General features: G+C 45.5%; 17 protein-coding genes. 12 read left to right on the forward strand and 5 right to left on the reverse strand.

Going from position 1 to position 16,360, the window contains the following annotated elements:
* Window positions 1-562: 562 nt before the first annotated feature.
* From H3V14_RS00320 to H3V14_RS00330, 3 genes are all read left to right on the forward strand, one after another.
* Window positions 563-1,129 carry a 5-formyltetrahydrofolate cyclo-ligase gene (locus H3V14_RS00320; protein WP_198226030.1) on the forward strand — a complete coding sequence of 189 codons (567 nt, stop codon included), beginning with the start codon at window positions 563-565 and terminating at the stop codon, window positions 1,127-1,129.
* Between the two features lie 20 nt (window positions 1,130-1,149).
* Entirely contained in the window at window positions 1,150-1,971 is an 822-nt protein-coding gene (locus H3V14_RS00325; protein ID WP_075913890.1) for a TIGR00282 family metallophosphoesterase, read from the forward strand.
* Between the two features lie 133 nt (window positions 1,972-2,104).
* A complete protein-coding gene (locus H3V14_RS00330) occupies window positions 2,105-2,854 on the forward strand; it encodes a YebC/PmpR family DNA-binding transcriptional regulator (RefSeq protein ID WP_075869313.1) in 750 nt (249 codons plus the stop codon).
* A gap of 393 nt (window positions 2,855-3,247) precedes the next feature.
* Here H3V14_RS00330 and rpmE read toward each other — a convergent pair whose 3' ends face one another.
* Complete coding sequence (gene rpmE, locus H3V14_RS00335; protein ID WP_075869314.1) at window positions 3,248-3,469, reverse strand: 50S ribosomal protein L31; 222 nt, start codon at window positions 3,467-3,469, stop codon at window positions 3,248-3,250.
* Between the two features lie 168 nt (window positions 3,470-3,637).
* Between rpmE and H3V14_RS00340 the strand changes: the two genes are divergently transcribed.
* Window positions 3,638-5,431, forward strand: coding sequence for an ABC transporter transmembrane domain-containing protein (locus H3V14_RS00340; RefSeq protein WP_246784910.1), 1,794 nt, complete (start codon window positions 3,638-3,640; stop codon window positions 5,429-5,431).
* 49 nt (window positions 5,432-5,480) lie between these two features.
* Window positions 5,481-6,803, forward strand: a complete 1,323-nt coding sequence (locus tag H3V14_RS00345) for an FAD-binding oxidoreductase (RefSeq protein WP_210326511.1) — start codon at window positions 5,481-5,483, stop codon at window positions 6,801-6,803.
* A 114-nt stretch (window positions 6,804-6,917) separates the two neighbouring features.
* Here the strand turns inward: H3V14_RS00345 and H3V14_RS00350 are convergent, their stop codons facing one another.
* From H3V14_RS00350 to H3V14_RS00365, 4 genes are all read right to left on the reverse strand, one after another.
* Entirely contained in the window at window positions 6,918-7,709 is a 792-nt protein-coding gene (locus tag H3V14_RS00350) for an inositol monophosphatase family protein (RefSeq protein ID WP_075915444.1), read from the reverse strand.
* 11 nt (window positions 7,710-7,720) lie between these two features.
* On the reverse strand, window positions 7,721-8,284 hold the full coding sequence (efp, locus tag H3V14_RS00355; RefSeq protein ID WP_075869891.1) for an elongation factor P: 564 nt from the start codon (window positions 8,282-8,284) through the stop codon (window positions 7,721-7,723).
* Between the two features lie 128 nt (window positions 8,285-8,412).
* The gene (locus H3V14_RS00360; RefSeq protein ID WP_198226032.1) at window positions 8,413-9,396 is read right to left on the reverse strand and encodes a tetratricopeptide repeat protein; all 984 of its coding nucleotides are present in this window, start codon (window positions 9,394-9,396) and stop codon (window positions 8,413-8,415) included.
* Window positions 9,393-10,052 (reverse strand): thiamine phosphate synthase, encoded by a 660-nt coding sequence (locus H3V14_RS00365; RefSeq protein WP_198226033.1) that lies wholly within the window; start codon window positions 10,050-10,052, stop codon window positions 9,393-9,395. Before H3V14_RS00365 ends, H3V14_RS00360 begins: the two co-directional genes overlap by 4 nt.
* A gap of 203 nt (window positions 10,053-10,255) precedes the next feature.
* On the opposite strand from H3V14_RS00365, the gene H3V14_RS00370 reads away from it, so the two are divergent.
* From H3V14_RS00370 to H3V14_RS00400, 7 genes are all read left to right on the forward strand, one after another.
* Window positions 10,256-11,458, forward strand: coding sequence for an OpgC family protein (locus H3V14_RS00370; protein ID WP_198226034.1), 1,203 nt, complete (start codon window positions 10,256-10,258; stop codon window positions 11,456-11,458).
* 399 nt (window positions 11,459-11,857) lie between these two features.
* Window positions 11,858-12,346 carry a DUF1465 family protein gene (locus tag H3V14_RS00375; RefSeq protein WP_075869321.1) on the forward strand — a complete coding sequence of 163 codons (489 nt, stop codon included), beginning with the start codon at window positions 11,858-11,860 and terminating at the stop codon, window positions 12,344-12,346.
* A gap of 74 nt (window positions 12,347-12,420) precedes the next feature.
* Entirely contained in the window at window positions 12,421-12,930 is a 510-nt protein-coding gene (gene ruvC / locus H3V14_RS00380) for a crossover junction endodeoxyribonuclease RuvC (protein ID WP_075869322.1), read from the forward strand.
* Complete coding sequence (gene ruvA, locus H3V14_RS00385) at window positions 12,927-13,541, forward strand: Holliday junction branch migration protein RuvA (protein ID WP_075913881.1); 615 nt, start codon at window positions 12,927-12,929, stop codon at window positions 13,539-13,541. The genes ruvC and ruvA overlap by 4 nt, the downstream gene beginning before the upstream one ends.
* Window positions 13,542-13,550: 9 nt before the next feature.
* Window positions 13,551-14,594 (forward strand): Holliday junction branch migration DNA helicase RuvB, encoded by a 1,044-nt coding sequence (gene ruvB / locus H3V14_RS00390; protein ID WP_075913880.1) that lies wholly within the window; start codon window positions 13,551-13,553, stop codon window positions 14,592-14,594.
* On the forward strand, window positions 14,587-15,042 hold the full coding sequence (ybgC, locus tag H3V14_RS00395) for a tol-pal system-associated acyl-CoA thioesterase (RefSeq protein WP_198226035.1): 456 nt from the start codon (window positions 14,587-14,589) through the stop codon (window positions 15,040-15,042). Before ruvB ends, ybgC begins: the two co-directional genes overlap by 8 nt.
* Window positions 15,043-15,282: 240 nt before the next feature.
* A complete protein-coding gene (locus H3V14_RS00400) occupies window positions 15,283-16,023 on the forward strand; it encodes a transporter substrate-binding domain-containing protein (RefSeq protein WP_198214494.1) in 741 nt (246 codons plus the stop codon).
* Window positions 16,024-16,360: the final 337 nt, after the last annotated feature.

Here is a 16,360-nt window from a genome sequence, read left to right on the forward strand (position 1 = left end):
TTCTTTCCCGTTTCAGGTTCCGTAAGTTTTCTTCTATCCGCTCACTTGAACCTTGATGTTTTCCATAGGCACTTTATGTAACTGGCTGTTCCGTCCTGTCATCATTATCCATTGCCGTAATTATCCATCGAATTGCCAATTTTCCGATTATTTCCTTGTCGATATTTCTTGAAAGAATTCCGACAATTCCGAAATTTATGAAAAAACATTCAAAGCAATAAACAAACTTCCCTTTTATGTTTGTCGAAACAAATAATTCGAGTGTCGTTTAAAAATTACTATTTTACCAAATGATGGAATATTATGCGGCTTGCTGCCAGACGGTTGTCCGCTTTATGGCACCATCGTAATGTCCAGAACATCTGCCAATTAACAATGTTGTATGACCAATCATTCGATGAGCTTTGGCGATTTCCACTGTTCTCTTGGCAAGATTTTGTAAAACCGCTTTGACAAAACCGGATGATCGTCCATTATCGTTAACGTTAAACCGAATTTTGACCTGCAAATCATCCGGCAGGATTTGAAAAAATCGTCATAAATGCAAATAGTTTCTGGAAATATGACAATCAGCAAAAAAACACTTCGACAGGAAGCTTTGGCAAGACGCGACCGGATGCGGCAAGAACAACGCACTATCATTTCACAAAAACTCGTCGATGGACTCCAAAAGCTACTTGACTGTTTGAAAGGGAAAACAGTTGCCGGATTTTGGCCGATCAAAAGCGAAATCGACCCGCGTCCGATCATGTTGGCGCTAAAAGAACATGGCATTACACTGGCTTTACCTGCGATTATTGATAAAACAACAATGGTTTTCAGAATTTTCGATGATGGCGGAAAACTCGTTGATATGGGCTTTGGTACGGTGGGACCGTCTGAGAAAGCAAAAATCGTCGAGCCTGAAACACTTCTCGTTCCGCTTTCCGCTTTTGATAGCGAAGGAAACAGGATTGGTTATGGTGCCGGTTACTATGATCGGGCAATTGCAAGCATGAGAGAAAACGGGCATAACCCTTTATTGATAGGACTTGCTTTTGATTGTCAGGAAGTTTCGTCAATTCCGGCCGAGCCACACGATCAAAAATTGGCAATGATACTCACCGAAAGTGGTTTAAGATCGTTTTAAGAGATGTTTAGAGTTAAATTATGAGATTTTTATTTTTAGGTGACATGGTTGGTAAATCCGGCCGCACGGCAGTGTTCCAGAAGCTCCCAGGCCTGATATCCAGTCTTAAACTCGACTTTGTTGTCGTCAACGGAGAAAACGCTGCTTCCGGTTTTGGCATTACCGAAAAAATCTATAATGAAACACTGGAAGCTGGTGCAAATGTTGTTACCACCGGTAACCATGCTTTCGACCAGAAAGAAACTTTAAATTATGCCGATCATGCCGACCGGTTTTTAAGACCCGCAAATTTCCCGAAAGGGACTGCAGGCAAAGGTTCAGGTGTCTATATTGCCAAAAACGGTGCGCGTGTGCTTGTTGCCAATGTTATGGGGCGGGTATTCATGCATCCTGATCTTGATGACCCGTTCGAGGCAGCCGAACGCATTGTCGGCGAATGTCCGCTCGGCGAGCAGGCCGATGCCGTGATTTTTGATTTCCATGCCGAAGCCACAAGCGAAAAACAATGTTTTGGCCATTTTCTTGATGGCCGCGCCAGTGTGGTGGTGGGCACTCATACCCATGTTCCGACAGCCGATTATCAGATTTTTAACGGCGGTACGGCGTTTATGTCGGATGCCGGTATGTGTGGTGATTATGATTCGTCACTTGGTATGGATAAAGAAGAGCCGCTCAACCGTTTTGTTACCAAAATATCGCGTGGCCGCTATGAACCGGCAAGCGGGCCTGCAACCATTTGTGGGCTTGCGGTTGAAATTTCCGACCGTACAGGGCTTGCAGAAAAAGTATCCGCCTTGCGTCTTGGACCGCGATTGGAAGAATGCTTGCCGGATTTTTGGTGAAAGATGCGCAACTCTTTACCTTTTCACTCGTTTTCCGTATAAGGCGCTCATTCAGATTTTTATTAGAACATTGTCCGACAGGATACTTCGATCATTCCAAGGCTCGCTGTCGGTGAAAACCGAAAGGTGATCTATGTCAGGCCATTCACAGTTTAAGAATATTATGCATCGCAAAGGTCGTCAGGATGCGATGCGCTCGAAGATGTTTTCCAAACTCGCCCGCGAAATTACAGTTGCGGCCAAGCTTGGTGTGCCGGATCCTGCGATGAACGCCCGTTTACGCTTGGCTGTGCAAAATGCGAGAGCCCAGTCCATGCCGAAAGATAATATCGAACGGGCGATTAAAAAGGCTGCCGGTAATGATGGTGAAAATTATGAAGAAGTCCGCTACGAGGGTTACGGCCCGGCCGGCGTTGCTGTTATTGTCGAAGCTTTGACAGATAATCGCAACCGTACAGCCTCCAATGTTCGTGCCGCTTTCACCAAAGCAGGTGGTGCGTTGGGTGAAACAGGTTCGGTCGGCTTCATGTTCAATCGCGTTGGCGAAATTGTTTATAAACCGGAAGCCGGTGACGCGGATAAAGTTATGGAAGCCGCTATTGAAGCCGGTGCCGATGATGTCCAGTCTGATGAAGATGGCCACGTCATTACCTGTGCTTTTGAAAATGTCGGCGAAGTTTCCAAAGCACTTGAAGCCGCACTTGGCGAAGCCGAATCGGTCAAAGTTGTCTGGAAGCCGACAACAACAACGCCGATTGATGAAGAAAAAGCCGAATCGGTTCTTCGTCTGATTTCCACTTTGGAAGAAGATGATGACGTTCAAAACGTCTATGCCAATTTCGAAGTCAGTGACGAAGTCATGGCAAAGCTTGCCGCCGAATAAATTTATTCTTCAAGTTTTTCAAACTGAATTGTACCGGCTTTCGGGTGGTTTTTAAACTCCCGCAAGCCGGTTTTTTATTGAGGCGCCGGATTTATCTCCCGTTCACAGGATTTTATTGAGGCGGTGAATTTATCTTCCAATCGCCGGATTTATCTTCTGCTCAAAAGTCGGTTGCTTTTTAAAAAGTAGCTTCTTTTCGAGGCCAGGTTTTTACCTCAAGATAGTTATAATTTTTCTCGACCTTTAGCTTCTTGTCTGCGGTGACAACCAAGTCTTTCAACATCCGTTTCAGATGTGCAGTTAGACAATACCGTAACTATCAGAATAACTGTGATGTTTAAAAAAATAAAAAACCCGCCGGATTGGCGGGTTTTAAAGGGAAATAGAAACTTATTAAAGGCCGAGATTGCCAAAACGGTTTTTGAACTTGGAAACACGACCACCGCGATCAACGAGAGTCTGTGAACCACCAGTCCATGCCGGATGTGTTCTCGGATCAATATCAAGATTCATAGTATCACCCTCTTTGCCCCATGTGGAGCGGGTGAAATACTCGGTGCCATCTGTCATCACAACCTTGATGGTGTGGTAATCGGGATGAATATCAGCTTTCATGACGCGAACTTCCTGCTTCTAACGGTAACGAACGGTTACATGGTGTATTTTCATGATGCCATCCGTTCTTCAATTTGGTAAACAAAGCCCGGGCGTGGCCGGACTTCGATAAAAATCTGGTGTTGCCTATACAACAGCACGAACGATAGCACAAGGGCACAATAGAATATGGATAAGAAGAACAGCATGGAAAATGGCGAAAAAAGACTATCTGCCCCGAAAAAACATAGTTTGCGTCCATTATCAGCACTGCAACCTTATGTATTCCGCTATAAAAAACTTGCCTTTTCGGCTGCTGTTTCTTTGATTGTTGCTGCCCTTGTCATGCTGGCGCTTCCCATTGCAATCCGCCGTATGCTCGATCATGGCTTTAGTTTAAGCAACGGAACCATGATCAATTCCTATTTTGCGGTGCTGTTTTTGCTTGCTGCAATTCTGGCTCTTGCTTCAGCCGGACGTTATTATTCGGTGATTACTTTGGGAGAACATGTGGTGGCGGATCTCCGGCGTGATGTTTTTTCCCATATTATCAGTCTGTCACCGGAATTTTTTGATAAATCCCGTTCAGGTGAAATTATCTCGCGCTTGTCGGCTGATACAACGCAAGTAAAATCGGCTGTCGGTGCTACAGCTTCGGTTTTCTTACGCAATATTATCATGGCTGTTGGCGCCATTATCATGATGATTGTAACCAGTCCGAAACTGTCAGCAATGGTGCTTGTGGCAATTCCCATTGTTGTTATTCCGCTCATTGTTTTCGGTCGCAAAGTGCGCAAAAGAACCCGCCTCGCACAAGACCGTCTTGCCGACGCGACAGCACTTGCTTCCGAACAGGTAAGCGCTATCCGCACCATTCAGGCTTTTACGGCTGAACAAAATGTCAATAAACGGTTTTCCCAATTGATTGAACGAGCTTTCCAATCGGCACGCGGGTCGATTTTATCGCGTGCATTTTTAACGGCTTTTGCTATTTTTCTTGTCTTTGGTAGTGTTGTAGCCGTGTTGTGGATTGGCTCGAATGATGTTCTGGACAAAACCATGACTGCCGGAACATTAGGGCAATTCGTTCTTTATGCGGTTTTCGGTGCAAGTGCATTCGGTCAGTTATCGGAAGTTGGTGCGGAGCTCGCACAGGCGACAGGTGCGGCAGAAAGACTTGCCGAATTGCTTGTTGAAAAAACTACAATTACTGTTCCCGCCGCCCCGTTGAAACTGCCGGAACCGGCACGGGGTGCGATCGACTTCAATCATGTCGATTTTGCCTATCCGACCAGAAAATCCCAACCTGTCTTACACAATTTGACATTTTCCATCAAAGCCGGAGAGACGGTAGCTTTTGTTGGCCCGTCCGGCGGCGGCAAAAGTACAATTTTTTCATTGATCTTGCGCTTTTATGACCCTGATAGCGGCAATGTTACTTTTGATGGTACAGAAATTTCCAAAGTCAAGCTTGAGGATTTACGCTCACGCATTGCCTATGTACCGCAGGATGTCGCCATTTTTGATGGAACGTTGCGGGAAAATATCGCTTTTGGTAATCCTTTGGCCGATAATAAAGCTATCGAAGAAGCGGCAGAGGCTGCCCATGCACTCGACTTCATCCACAATTTGAAAGATGGTTTTGACACGCAAGTTGGCGAGCGAGGCATTACCCTTTCAGGCGGACAAAAACAACGCATAGCCATTGCACGTGCAATTTTGCGCAATGCACCACTTCTTTTGCTTGACGAAGCAACATCCGCACTCGACGCGGAAAACGAAATGCTTGTACAAAGAGCACTTGAAGGCTTAATGAAAAATCGCACAACGCTGGTTATTGCCCACCGTTTGGCAACAGTTTTAAAAGCTGACAGAATTGTTGTTCTTGATAAAGGTGCTATTGTCGAAGAAGGCACGCATGACGAACTGGTTGCTCAAAACGGCCTTTATGCGCGCTTGGCGAAACTCCAATTCTCGCATTGACGACAATTACCGGAAAAGAAAATACAGGAATTTAAAAACAGCCCAGACTATGGTTCAGATTCGCGTGGAGCCGAAAATCGACGGCGTTTCAGGTTGGTTTGCCACATCGCCCGATCATGAAATAACGATTGGCAAAAATTTTGAAGAAAATAAAGACTTTGATTTTGTGATTATCGGAGCAGGCTTTATCGGCCTTTCATTGGCTCATCGGCTCTCCGAACGGCAACCGGACGCAAAGATTGCCGTCATTGATGCACTCAGAATCGGCGAAGGAACTTCGGGACGAAATGCCGGCTTTATCATTGATGTTCCACACAATGTGGATGGCGGCAAAACAACCCCCGATCATGACCGGCGGCTTTATGCATTGAATAAATTTGCCATAAAGCGTTTGCGTGATTTTAAAGACCATTATGCCATTTCCTGTGATTGGCAAGAGAGCGGTAAATATATGGCCGCCCATGAAACAAGCAACCTCGGCAATCTTGACCATTTTGAAAACCAACTCAAAAATGACGGGTTCGACTATCAAGATATTGCCGGAGACGATTTGTCGAAACGATTGGGAACTACCTATTATCAACGGGCAATCTATACACCGGGCAATGTTCTTGTTAATCCTGCCGCACTTGTCCGCGGTATTGCCAAAGCCTTGCCACCTTCTGTCAGCCTTTATGAACAAACGCCCGTTACAGAAATCACTTATGGTTCCAAGCATGTGATTAGAACCACCCGCGGGCCTATTACGGCAAAATTTATCTTTGAGGCAGGCAATATTTTCAACAGTGAATTCGGCTATGAAAAGCACCGTCTTGCGCCCGTTTATACTTATGCCAGCCTGACAAAACCGCTTTCTGCCAACGATTTGGAACAGCATTTTTCCAATGTAAAACCGTGGGGCATTACCTCGGCTCATCCGGCAGGTACAACAGTGCGCTATACTCCCGACCACCGCATTTTTATTCGTAATATATTGCGTTTTGCCCCGACATTGACGACTTCAAAAGATGATCTCAACTCCGCCTTGACCGACCACAGGCATTCGTTCGAGAGCCGTTTTCCCGCGCTAACCCATATTCCGTTTGAATACACATGGGGCGGAATGATTGCCGTTACGCTTAACCAGAATTATGTTTTCCATAAACCTGCCGAAAACATCATGGTTTTGAATGGTTGTAACGGCGTTGGCGTGGCAAAAGGTACATATCTCGGTGTTTGCACGGCGGACTTTGTTTCTGGTGATGATAATGAAGAAATCCGCTTCATCCGCGAGAACAATCATCCGAGCTTTATTATTCCTGATCCGATACGTTCGCTTGTTGCCCGATACTGTTTGAAAAAAGAACAGGCCGCTGCCGGCGGTGATTTATGAGGTGGGCGTAACTTGCAAGAAATTAAGTGTGCGCAGGATTTAGCTTAAAAAAATTCCCGCTTTCAAAAAAGCGGGAATAGAAGTTGATAGAATTTTTTAACAATCCCTACCGGTTCAAATCGGTTTTTTGATCGTCTTCATCAGTGCTTTATGAATAAGCTCGTTTCCGGCAACGATATTCTTTTTCCCGAAGATATTCTGCCCGCCATCCTTGTCACTGACAAAGCCACCGGCTTCCCGAACCATCAAAAGGCCAGCCGCCATATCCCATGGCTGGAGGTTATCTTCCCAAAAACCGTCAAGACGACCGGCTGCGACATAGGCAAGATCGACTGCAGCTGCACCCATGCGCCGGATACCTGCCACTTCGGCCATCACATTGCGTAATTCAACAAGGTATTCACCGTGGTGGCCACGACCAAGATGGGGAATACCTGTTCCGATAACACAATCCTCAAGCTTGCGACGATTGGCAACACGCATGCGTCTGTCATTTAAAAACACGCCACCACCGCGTTCGGCAGTGAAAAGTTCGTCCAATGCCGGATTATAAATCACACCGGCAACAATCTGCCCCTGACGCTCTAATGCGATCGAAACGCCAAAGAAAGGAATACCGTGAAGAAAATTGGTTGTTCCGTCAAGCGGATCGACAATAAAACGATGTTGGGAGTCGCTACCGTTAATCTCGCCCGATTCTTCCATAAGAAAACAATAATCCGGACGCGCTTTCAAAAGCTCTGTCCTGACAATATCTTCGGCGCGCCGATCGGCCTGGCTCACATAATCGGCCGGGCCTTTCAAAGACACCTGAAGATTTTGTACCTCACCATAGTCACGGGCAAGCGACCGCCCCGCTTTCATTGCCGCTTGTACCATGACATTCATTATCGCTGAACGCGCCATCAGACCAATCCTTAATCTGCACGACGCAGATAACTAAGCTCGTTTGTATCGACAACCACCTTCTCGCCTGCCGAAATAAACGGAGGAACAAGAATACGGATGCCATTTTCCAGAACGGCCGGCTTATAGGAAGAAGCAGCTGTCTGCCCCTTAACGACCGGATCGGCATCGGTAATCGTCAATGTAACCTGATCGGGCAAATCAATGCCGATCGGCTTTTCTTCATAAAGTTCAACCGTGACCTTCATACCATCCTGAAGGAATGCTGCACGCTCGCCAACAAAATCTTTCTGCAATTCAAGTTGCTCGAAAGTTTCCGAATCCATGAAAACAAGTGCGTCACCCTGCTCGTAAAGGAAAGTATAGTCCTTCTGTTCGAGTCTTACTTTTTCAACAGTTTCAGCCGCGCGGAAACGCTCATTCAATTTTGTCCCATCAAGCAGGTTCTTCAATTCGACCTGATTGAATGCACCACCTTTTCCCGGTTTGACTGCATTGCATTTGACTGCAACCCAGAGGCTGCCATTATGTTCAATCACATTGCCCGGGCGAATTTCATTGCCATTAATCTTCATATTTTTCATCCAACATTAGATCATTGTGGAATAAGGACATTTGAAAATGCCCTCAATTAACGTGTTCAAGACCATAAAAAAAGTCTTTAAGCAAGGGGCAGCTTCAAATTTAAGGACATGCCTGAAATTTAAAGTGTCGGCATAAGCTGTTCAGCTTTTTGGCGGGCTGTTGCCAATTGCTCATCTGACATGCCTTCCAACATAGTTTCGAGATCGGGGGCTTCCATTTTAGCCCGTTTGGCTACCATATACCAAGCTGCGGCTTTTACAATATCTCCTTCGGTTCCGATCCCGTCGCGATAGAGCCTTGCAAGATTGATCTGGGCCGGCGCAATCATCCTGCTTGCGTCCATAAGCAACAAGTTGAATGCACCCTCATAATCTTGCGGACCACCGCGTCCTTCAACCATCCATTTGGCCAATGTAATTTGTGCGGGAACATGATCCTTTGCCGAAGCTGTTTCCAGCAATTTGCGCGCACTATTATCATCACGCGGGCGTTTCGGTGTACCTCGTGCGAGAATCTGGCTCGCTGCGAAAGCAGAATCCGGATCACCGCGTGAAGCCCCTTTCAGGAAATAACCGAGGCTTGTTTCCAGAGCATCATCGTCTTGGGATTTGTTCAACAATAATTGGCCGTAATAAAAATAGGATTCCGGTACACCGGCATCAACCGCGCGTTTGATATATTCTTCGCCTGTTGACGGGTCTTTCGGAACATAAGTTCCGTTAAAAAGCAAAAGCCCGTAACGCAATTCTGCCTGCGGGTCGCCCTGTTTGGCAGCTCTTCCAAACCATAATGCCGCCCGTGCCCCGTCAATTGCAACGGCATAACCTTCCATATACATCCGCCCCAGAAGAGTTTGAGCGGTAGCGTCGCCTTCTTCACCCCTTTTCAAGGCTTCCAGAAATGCTGTTTTATAATTTCCCGCCATATAATTATCATAAGCACTGTCATACTGGCCGGCTTTAAGATAATCCTCGCCTGTCTGTTTGGGTAAAACGGGTTTTGCCCCCTTATCGGACCGTGCTTCCTGAGCTTCTGCCAATTGGAAACCGGCCAAAGACGCCAACAAAACAAGCCCGAGGAGTTTACTTGCAAATAACTTCATTCAACAAGCTCCCCGTCGAAGCCGCCACTTTCTTCGATCAGACGGGTAATCTCGCGTAAGATATGTTGTGGGTTGTCATGGCCGAAAATCATCTCTTCCACCGCAATAAATTCTGCTTTCGTTGCAAGAACTTCAGGAAAAGTGGCAATGTCGGAACCGGCCTGGACAATAGCCGGAATTTCCATAACTTCCGCCCACCAGGATGAAAGTGTGATGTTACGCGGATGGGGCGCCGGTTTTTTATCGGCACCGAGTTTGCCGAACATCAGATAATCAGGCTCGCATTCACCACTTGTCATTGCTGTGTGCTTGTCGCGCAAATTCCCAAAGCCGACAATCATCGAATCATGACGGCGATCAAGGAGGGAGCGGAGTTCTTCAACCTTGCCTTCAAGATGGATACCATCAGCATGAATACGTCCAGCAATCCGGCTATCATTCGCGACAAGAAAAGCGACAGATTTTGCTTCAATCCTATCAACAAGCAATTCTGCCTGTTGTTGCAAAAATGTAGGGTCATTTTGCGAATCATAAACAATGAGACTGGCAAAATCGCCATTATCCAGAACATCCATGAGAAAATCCGCTTTTATATTGCGGCGCATATCAAGCGTCATCACAAGTCTAGGAAATAGGCGATTTGTATCTTTACTCATGGCAACATCGTTTAGGTCTATAAAAAGGACGAATTAGGGCGATTGTAACATTTTCCCCCTAACCATTTCTTACAATGATTTCAGTCTGGAAAGAAATGTGATTGTGCTTTCCTCAATTTCGACTCCAATTTGGCTACAAATCAGATAATGACGCAGAAACGTTTTTTATCTGATTAATCGTAATAAACAGGGATTTCAATTCCATGGCGCAAATGACAACGTCTAAAAGAGACACCCGTATCGATGTGTTTCGCGCATTGGCGTTGTTAACGATTTTTATAAATCATGTGCCTGGTACGATCTATGAATGGCTCACCCATAAACATTTCGGCTTTTCCGATTCTGCTGAAGCCTTTGTCCTGATTTCTGGGATTTCGGTTGCTCTCGCCTATGGCAGCAAATTTTTTGGCCAAAATCGCCTTCTTATTTCGTTTAAGCTCCTACGACGTTCGGCAACGCTCTATTCCGCCCATATTCTGACAACTCTGGTCAGTCTGTCCATTTTCGTCAGTGCGGCTACATTTTTCCATCGGCCGGAATTTTTAAATGTCAACAATATACCATCCTTGTTGAAAGATCCTGCACAGTCATTGCTGGGGCTCGTAACACTTGGTCACCAACTAGGTTATAATAATATTCTGTCGCTCTATCTGGTTTTAATTCTCGCGACACCTTTCATACTCTATCTTGCCAATAAATCACTCAAATCATTGATAATTTTGTCTGTTGCAATCTATATTATTGCAGGCGTTTACGGCATTTCACCACATAATTACCCGACAAAAGGTGTATGGTTTTTGAACCCGCTTTCGTGGCAATTATTATTTGTTATCGGTTTTTCGGTGACGCTTTATGTCAAAAGGGGTGGATATTTGCCCCGGCACCCTTTGTTTTTAATAATTGCAGCTGCTTATCTTGTCATTTCATGTCTATGGGTGCGCCTTGACTGGTGGTGGATTAATCCGACAATAGGACTTCCCTCAACGCTTACCGGTTTCAGTAAAACTTTTCTTTCTCTACCTCGTCTTTTTCATATTCTCGCTCTCGCCTATCTTATTGTTGCCATTTATCCGTTGAACCGGATAGCAAAAGTGGATGCCAACCATCCGCTTGCCATACTCGGCAAACATAGCCTTGCGGTTTTTGTAACCGGTACAGTTCTTGCAATGGCCGGTCAGGTTTTGAAAGTCGTCAATCCTGGCGGCCTTTTCTATGACACACTGTTGTTGACCACCGGCATTGTTATCCAGTTCGCAGTTGCCTATTATTTCGAATGGATAAAATTTGCGACAAAACGTCTCGAAGTCGTTTCTTCCACTCCCGCTGGCGTGAAAGCACCTGGCATAGCCGAGCCCGCAAATCTTATAAACGCGAACATCACCGGAAACGATTGGCAAAAAGCTTGAAAATGATTGCCCGAATATTTTCCTGAGCAAGATGATTTTGCTGAAACAATACGGGTAAAAATTGCCCTTCAAAAAAGTGCCCGATAAAAACATCAGGTAATGGGTAACCGAACACCCACAAAATAAACTTGGGTGCCGGTCATTAAAGCCGATAGATGCCCAAAAGCCCGACATGGTTCGGATAAATCTTTCAAACATCCGTCTTAACTATAGCTTTGTGCTTGTTAACCTTGCATTAAGGATTTCGTTGCGAAAACGCCAATAAAAGTGCAATTTTCCGTTGCTGCAAAAACCGGATGGAACAATGGGCTGAAAAGATCTTTAATCTGCTATTGTATCCATTGATTAAGAAAAGTCGGAGTAAGTGGGTTGCAACCGCAAAATTCTCATAACGACAACATGATTGTCATGTTCGAGCATGGAGCATTCGATAATGCATTTTCCCACCTTTATGATGAGGGAATGTCATTAATCGAACAAACAGCTGCCTATATCGACGGCGAAGGTAAAATCGCTTCACGCACTCTCTCAGGCGAGGCTTCATCACTTTATGCAGCCGAAGCCATGCGCATGAGCACACGCCTTATGCAGGTGGCTTCCTGGTTGTTATTGTTTCGGGCAGCACGCGAAAAAGAAATGTCCAAAGAACAGATTGCACAGGAAAAAGCAAAAGTCTGTCTCGACACTCCTTCGCTGATCGGAGAAAATGCACATTTTCAAGAACTTCCGGAAAAATTCAAGAAGCTGGTAGAACTGTCATTACGCATAGAAGAACGTGTGCGCCATATGGACCACGATGTTGAAGGCGTTATGAGCGGACAGAATGGCTCCACCAATCCGGTGAGCAAACAGATCGACCGGATCAAAGCGGCCTTTCAGCATAATTAACCAGCTTTTCATTTTGTTTCCTTTTTGTTCACATTCTGCTACAAAAATGAAGTGAAAACTTTTATGCATTGGCTATGGCAGAAGCGATTCGTATTATTGGTATAGATCCCGGTCTAAGACGGACAGGATATGGCGTCATAGAAACTGCGGGAAACAGTTTGAAGTTTATCACATCCGGCACAATCCGGTCGGATGACAGGTTGAGCTTGGCAGCAAGATTATCGACGCTTTATGACGGGCTCTCGGAAATTATCCATTCCTATATGCCCGAAGAAGCAGCTGTCGAGCAAACTTTTGTCAACAAGGACGCGACGGCCACATTGAAACTCGGGCAAGCCCGTGGCATTGCATTATTAGCGCCGGCACAGGCTGGTTTGCCGGTTGCCGAATATGCGCCGAATTCGATAAAAAAAGCTGTTATCGGTGTGGGGCACGGCGAAAAACAGCAAATCCATATGATGGTGAAAGTTTTGATGCCGCGAGCCAATTTCGATTCAAGTGACGCAGCTGACGCTCTCGCTATTGCAATTTGCCACGCCCATAATCGCAACAGCCTTGAAAACCGTTTGAAAGCATTGGCATGATTGGAAAACTGAAAGGCATAGTTGACGAAATCAACACTGATCATCTGATCGTCGATGTGAATGGCGTCGGCTATATTGTCTTCGCAAGTCCCCGCGTTCTGGGAAGCCTACCTAAAATTGGCGAGCCCGTGACACTCTTTATTGAAACACAAGTGCGGGAAGATGCCATCAAGCTTTTCGGCTTTACAACAAAAGCCGAAAAACAATGGTTTGCACTTTTACAAACAGTTCAGGGTGTTGGTGCAAAGGTCGCGCTTGCACTGGTTGGTACATTGTCACCGGCTGAAATCGGCAATGCAATTGCGCTCAAAGACATTGCAATGATCTGCCGCGCACCGGGGATTGGTAAGAAAGTTGCCGAACGCATTGTCAGTGAACTTAAGAACAAGGTTCCCGAATTCAGCGGCAATGACAAGAACATAGCACTGAAACAGGAAATTGGCGAAGGAAGCGCCTCTCAAGCAATATCGGATGCGGTGTCGGCATTGGAAAATCTTGGCTATTCGCGCGATCAGGCTGCAAATGCAATTGCGAGCGCGTTACGTGAGGCTGGCAACGATGCCGATTCAGCCAAACTGATACGGCTTGGTTTAAAAGAACTTTCAAGGTAAACTGGCGGAATGGAAAACAACGAACGCCTGATTACGGCGGATAAACGCGATGAAGATGGTGATGTTTCGCTACGCCCGCAATGTCTTGATGATTTTGTCGGTCAGGAAGTTGCACGGGCAAATCTGAAAGTCTTTATCGAAGCAGCAAAAAGTCGTAATGAAGCTTTGGATCACGTTCTGTTCGTCGGCCCCCCCGGCCTCGGGAAAACAACGCTTGCGCAAATTATGGCCAAAGAACTTGGTGTCAATTTCCATTCGACTTCTGGGCCGGTTATTGCCAAGGCTGGCGACCTTGCCGCGCTTTTAACAAATCTTGAGGAACGCGATGTTCTTTTTATCGATGAAATTCATCGGTTAAGTCCCGCCGTTGAAGAAATCCTCTATCCTGCCATGGAAGATTTCCAGCTTGATCTTATTATCGGTGAAGGGCCTGCCGCACGTTCTGTCAAAATTGATCTTTCAAAATTTACCCTTGTTGCAGCGACGACGAGACTTGGATTGCTGACAACACCCTTGCGTGATCGTTTCGGTATTCCGATCAGGCTCAATTTTTACACGGTCGAAGAGCTTGAGCATATTGTCAAACGCAACGCCCATATTTTGCAAATGCCTATTGCCGAAGATGGTGCAAGAGAAATTGCACGTCGTGCACGCGGGACACCGCGCATTGCCGGCCGTCTTTTGCGTCGCGTCAGGGATTTTGCCTCTGTTGCGGGAGCAAGCACAATAGACAGAGACATTGCCAACAAGGCTTTGTTGCGTCTGGAAGTCGACCAGCTCGGCCTCGACCAGCTCGACAGGCGCTATCTTGGCATGATTGCCGAAAATTTCGGCGGCGGACCGGTCGGAATTGAAACAATAGCTGCCGGCTTATCCGAACCTCGTGATGCGATCGAAGATATCATTGAACCTTATCTGATCCAGCAAGGTTTTATTCAACGAACACCGAGGGGAAGAATAATGACAGCAAAAGCGTGGACGCATATGGGGTTAAATCCTCCGAAGTCTGCAGACCAAATGCAAGCAAACCTTTTTGGCGAATCTGATGATTGAGAATGTTCCTTTTTGTGGCGAATTTATCGGTAATGTACACCATCTTTTCGCCCGTGTTTATTATGCTGATACCGATTTTACCGGTGTCGTCTACCATGCCCGTTATCTGGAATTTTTTGAACGTGGAAGATCGGAATTTATAAGATTGAGCAGGGCTCAACACCAAAAACCGCACAACACCGAAGAAAACGAAAAATTAGGTTGGGTTGTACATAAAATAGCCGTCAACTACCATAAATCTGCCCGCTTTGACGACATACTTGATATACGGACGAAGATAATAAAAGTGACAGGCGCACGAATTGTCATGGCGCAGGAAATTATTCGCAACGACTTATTACTTGTCTCTGCAGATGTTCAATTGGCTTTGGTCAATTCCGAAGGTCGGCCGACGCGCATACCGGACGAGTTTATCGAAAGTTGGGAAAACACCACAATGGACAAATAATTTTAATCGGGACATAACATTTAGCGTGTGATAAGGACATTGAACCGGTTTCAGGATGCGAGCAAGGCGTTTTAAAGTGTTAGTTTTTTAAGGGTATAAGTATAATCTTAATGTTTGTTGATGTAGAGTTTTGTTCGTTTCCGTTTCTATACTGTGAAACTTTAATGTTGAAAAATTCTTTAGAAGCAAAGGCGTACTTTTCGAACACTTTAGATAGATTCGTGAATGAGGGGGTGACTAATGATTATCAAATTTATGTTTAAAGTTGTCATTTTATTGGCAACTTTAAGCTTTGTGAGGCTTGCGCAAGCTCAGGAAATCCGATTTGCAACTGATAATAATCATATTCCTTTCAGCTTTATGCAAGATGGAAAACTTGTAGGTTTCGATGTTGAACTCTGGCAAGCTATAGCGAATGACATGGGTGTCAAATACAAAATTACGCCTATGGATTTCTCGACAATTATGTCGGATGTGCACATCGGGCAGATTGATGTCGCCATGGCAGGGCTTACTATTACCAGAACACGCTCGAACGTTGTCGATTTTTCCAAACCATATTATGAAGGCGGCCTGATGTTATTGGTTCGCGATGACAGCAATATCAAATCTATTGAAGATTTGAAAGGAAAGACCCTTGCCATAAAAATGGGGACAAGCGCTTTTCCTTATGCGATCGAGCATTTGCCAAACACCCAACGCCGGTTGTTTCCTGAAATAGACGGAGCATATGAAGATCTTGCCGAAGGCAATGTCGATGCTGTGTTATTTGATACGCCGGCTGTATTGCATTATGCCGCGACCACGGGCAAAGGCAAAGTAAAAACCGTTGGCACAGATATTGAAGAACAAACGTATGGAGCGGCTTTCCCCCAAGGAAGTCAACTGCTTGAACGTTACAATCTTTCACTTAAACATCTGAAAGACAATGGCACCTATGCGACGATTTATAAAAAATGGTTCGGCATTGATCCGCATTGAAATCCTGAATTACTGAATTCGGTTTGGTATCAGTTTTTATTAGACATTCATCGGCGTGAGTTTCCCTACTCTGACCGACGTTTTTTATGTTCCCTAAAAATTAGGTTCATGCGGTTAAGGCTCTTTCATGAAAACAGGTCCACACTCATGCGCCCCTTTACACCTCTCCCGAATGCCAATATTTCTCCGAAGGTTAATGTCTTGCGGTGCACGATCGTAAAAAAAATTGAACTATGTGTTCTTCAAACCGGCAACAAAGGCGTTATTTCATTTTGTCAGCCATTATTATGAGAAGTGTTCTACAGCCGGCAGTTTGCAGTTGAAATCCCGTTCAATT

This window comes from Bartonella sp. W8151 (assembly GCF_016100385.1).
Classification (GTDB): Bacteria; Pseudomonadota; Alphaproteobacteria; order Rhizobiales; family Rhizobiaceae; genus Bartonella; species Bartonella apis.

What these genes read in the sequence shown, in the direction of transcription:
- rpmE (WP_075869314.1), bottom strand. Translation starts at nt 3,469, where the DNA reads ATGAAAGCTGATATTCATCCCGATTACCACACCATCAAGGTTGTGATG.
- H3V14_RS00365 (WP_198226033.1), bottom strand. Translation starts at nt 10,052, where the DNA reads ATGAGTAAAGATACAAATCGCCTATTTCCTAGACTTGTGATGACGCTT.
- ruvC (WP_075869322.1), top strand. Translation starts at nt 12,421, where the DNA reads ATGGCAGAAGCGATTCGTATTATTGGTATAGATCCCGGTCTAAGACGG.
- H3V14_RS00320 (WP_198226030.1), top strand. Translation starts at nt 563, where the DNA reads ATGACAATCAGCAAAAAAACACTTCGACAGGAAGCTTTGGCAAGACGC.
- ruvA (WP_075913881.1), top strand. Translation starts at nt 12,927, where the DNA reads ATGATTGGAAAACTGAAAGGCATAGTTGACGAAATCAACACTGATCAT.
- H3V14_RS00375 (WP_075869321.1), top strand. Translation starts at nt 11,858, where the DNA reads ATGATTGTCATGTTCGAGCATGGAGCATTCGATAATGCATTTTCCCAC.
- H3V14_RS00370 (WP_198226034.1), top strand. Translation starts at nt 10,256, where the DNA reads ATGGCGCAAATGACAACGTCTAAAAGAGACACCCGTATCGATGTGTTT.
- H3V14_RS00325 (WP_075913890.1), top strand. Translation starts at nt 1,150, where the DNA reads ATGAGATTTTTATTTTTAGGTGACATGGTTGGTAAATCCGGCCGCACG.
- ybgC (WP_198226035.1), top strand. Translation starts at nt 14,587, where the DNA reads ATGATTGAGAATGTTCCTTTTTGTGGCGAATTTATCGGTAATGTACAC.
- H3V14_RS00400 (WP_198214494.1), top strand. Translation starts at nt 15,283, where the DNA reads ATGATTATCAAATTTATGTTTAAAGTTGTCATTTTATTGGCAACTTTA.
- H3V14_RS00360 (WP_198226032.1), bottom strand. Translation starts at nt 9,396, where the DNA reads ATGAAGTTATTTGCAAGTAAACTCCTCGGGCTTGTTTTGTTGGCGTCT.
- H3V14_RS00345 (WP_210326511.1), top strand. Translation starts at nt 5,481, where the DNA reads ATGGTTCAGATTCGCGTGGAGCCGAAAATCGACGGCGTTTCAGGTTGG.
- ruvB (WP_075913880.1), top strand. Translation starts at nt 13,551, where the DNA reads ATGGAAAACAACGAACGCCTGATTACGGCGGATAAACGCGATGAAGAT.
- H3V14_RS00330 (WP_075869313.1), top strand. Translation starts at nt 2,105, where the DNA reads ATGTCAGGCCATTCACAGTTTAAGAATATTATGCATCGCAAAGGTCGT.
- H3V14_RS00340 (WP_246784910.1), top strand. Translation starts at nt 3,638, where the DNA reads ATGGATAAGAAGAACAGCATGGAAAATGGCGAAAAAAGACTATCTGCC.
- H3V14_RS00350 (WP_075915444.1), bottom strand. Translation starts at nt 7,709, where the DNA reads ATGGCGCGTTCAGCGATAATGAATGTCATGGTACAAGCGGCAATGAAA.
- efp (WP_075869891.1), bottom strand. Translation starts at nt 8,284, where the DNA reads ATGAAGATTAATGGCAATGAAATTCGCCCGGGCAATGTGATTGAACAT.